This is a genomic window from Halomonas halmophila, from assembly GCF_006540005.1.
Taxonomy (GTDB): Bacteria; Pseudomonadota; Gammaproteobacteria; order Pseudomonadales; family Halomonadaceae; genus Halomonas; species Halomonas halmophila.
Genome location: NZ_BJOC01000069.1, coordinates 1 through 2,556, shown reverse-complemented (window position 1 = coordinate 2,556; position 2,556 = coordinate 1). Strand labels below are relative to the sequence as shown.

The 2,556-nt window shown below is 54.9% G+C and carries 2 rRNA genes; both read left to right on the top strand.

What is annotated here, in order from left to right:
* Window positions 1–2,357 (top strand): 23S ribosomal RNA (locus HHA01_RS14600); the annotation flags it as partial.
* A gap of 83 nt (window positions 2,358–2,440) precedes the next feature.
* Window positions 2,441–2,555: ribosomal RNA gene (rrf, locus tag HHA01_RS14595) — 5S ribosomal RNA — on the top strand.
* Window position 2,556: the final 1 nt, after the last annotated feature.

Here is a 2,556-nt window from a genome sequence, read left to right as displayed (position 1 = left end):
TGACCGCGTACCTTTTGTATAATGGGTCAGCGACTTATATTCAGTGGCGAGCTTAACCGTGTAGGGGAGGCGTAGAGAAATCGAGTCTTAACTGGGCGACCAGTCGCTGGATATAGACCCGAAACCGGGCGATCTATCCATGAGCAGGTTGAAGGTTGAGTAACATCAACTGGAGGACCGAACCAGGAACTGTTGAAAAAGTTTTGGATGACTTGTGGATCGGAGTGAAAGGCTAATCAAGCCCGGAGATAGCTGGTTCTCCTCGAAAGCTATTTAGGTAGCGCCTCACGTATCACCGCCGGGGGTAGAGCACTGTTTCGGCTAGGGGGCCATCCCGGCTTACCAACCCGAGGCAAACTCCGAATACCGGTGAGTGCAAGCGTGGGAGACACACAGCGGGTGCTAACGTCCGTTGTGAAAAGGGAAACAACCCAGACCGTCAGCTAAGGTCCCGAAATCCTGGTTAAGTGGGAAACGATGTGGGAAGGCTCAGACAGCTAGGAGGTTGGCTTAGAAGCAGCCATCCTTTAAAGAAAGCGTAATAGCTCACTAGTCGAGTCGGCCTGCGCGGAAGATGTAACGGGGCTAAACCAGGTACCGAAGCTACGGGTTCGTTTGTATTTTCGAATGCAGATGAGCGGTAGAGGAGCGTCGTGTACGCCGACGAAGGTGAGTCGAAAGGCTTGCTGGAGGTATCACGAGTGCGAATGCTGACATGAGTAACGATAAGGGGAGTGAAAAACTCCCCCGCCGGAAGACCAAGGGTTTCTGTTCGACGCTAATCGGAGCAGAGTGAGTCGGTCCCTAAGGCGAGGCCGAAAGGCGTAGTCGATGGGAAACGGGTCAATATTCCCGTACCTGACTGTATTGCGATGGGGGGACGAAGAAGGCTAGGTGAGCCAGGCGTTGGTTGTCCTGGTGAAAGTCAGTAGGCTGGGGGATCAGGCAAATCCGGTGCCCCAAGGCCGAGAGACGAGACGAACAGACTACGGTCTGGAAGTCATCGATGCCACGCTTCCAGGAAAAGCCTCTAAGCTTCAGATACAGTGAGACCGTACCCCAAACCGACACAGGTGGTCAGGGTGAGAATCCCAAGGCGCTTGAGAGAACTCGGGTGAAGGAACTAGGCAAAATGGTGCCGTAACTTCGGGAGAAGGCACGCCGCCAGTATGTGAACACCCTCGCGGTGGGAGCAGAAGGCGGTCGAAGATACCAGGTGGCTGCAACTGTTTATTAAAAACACAGTACTCTGCAAACGCGTAAGCGGACGTATAGGGTATGACGCCTGCCCGGTGCCGGAAGGTTAATTGATGGCGTTAGCTCCGGCGAAGCGCTTGATCGAAGCCCCGGTAAACGGCGGCCGTAACTATAACGGTCCTAAGGTAGCGAAATTCCTTGTCGGGTAAGTTCCGACCTGCACGAATGGCGTAATGATGGCCACGCTGTCTCCACCCGAGACTCAGTGAAATTGAAATCGCAGTGAAGATGCTGTGTACCCGCGGCTAGACGGAAAGACCCCGTGAACCTTTACTACAGCTTCACACTGGACGCTGATGTTGCTTGTGTAGGATAGCTGGGAGGCTTTGAAACGGTAGCGCCAGCTGCCGTGGAGCCACCCTTGAAATACCAGCCTGGCATCATTGGCGTTCTAACTCAGGTCCGTTATCCGGATCGAGGACCGTGTGTGGTGGGTAGTTTGACTGGGGCGGTCTCCTCCCAAAGTGTAACGGAGGAGCACGAAGGTACCCTCAGCACGGTCGGAAATCGTGCATTGAGTGCAAGAGCATAAGGGTGCTTAACTGCGAGACAGACACGTCGAGCAGATACGAAAGTAGGTTCTAGTGATCCGGTGGTTCTGAATGGAAGGGCCATCGCTCAACGGATAAAAGGTACTCCGGGGATAACAGGCTGATACCGCCCAAGAGTTCACATCGACGGCGGTGTTTGGCACCTCGATGTCGGCTCATCACATCCTGGGGCTGAAGTCGGTCCCAAGGGTATGGCTGTTCGCCATTTAAAGTGGTACGCGAGCTGGGTTTAGAACGTCGTGAGACAGTTCGGTCCCTATCTGCCGTGGGCGTTGGAGATTTGAGAAGTGCTGCTCCTAGTACGAGAGGACCGGAGTGGACGACCCTCTGGTGTACCGGTTGTCACGCCCGTGGCATTGCCGGGTAGCTAAGGTCGGACGGGATAACCGCTGAAAGCATCTAAGCGGGAAGCCCCCTTCAAGATGAGATCTCCCCGAGGCCTCGAGCCTCCTGAAGGGTCCAGCAAGACGAGCTGGTTGATAGGCCGGATGTGGAAGCGTTGCAAGGCGTTAAGCTGACCGGTACTAATGACCCGTGAGGCTTGACCATATAACACCCAAGGAGTCTGGATGACAGACGACGCCGGGTACGCGTGAGACGTAGTGTCAGCAGGGTTACATTGAGTTTTTTCGCCTGACGACCATAGCGTTCGGGAACCACCTGATCCCATGCCGAACTCAGCAGTGAAACCGCTCAGCGCCGATGGTAGTGTGGGAGTTCCCATGCGAGAGTAGGTCATCGTCAGGCA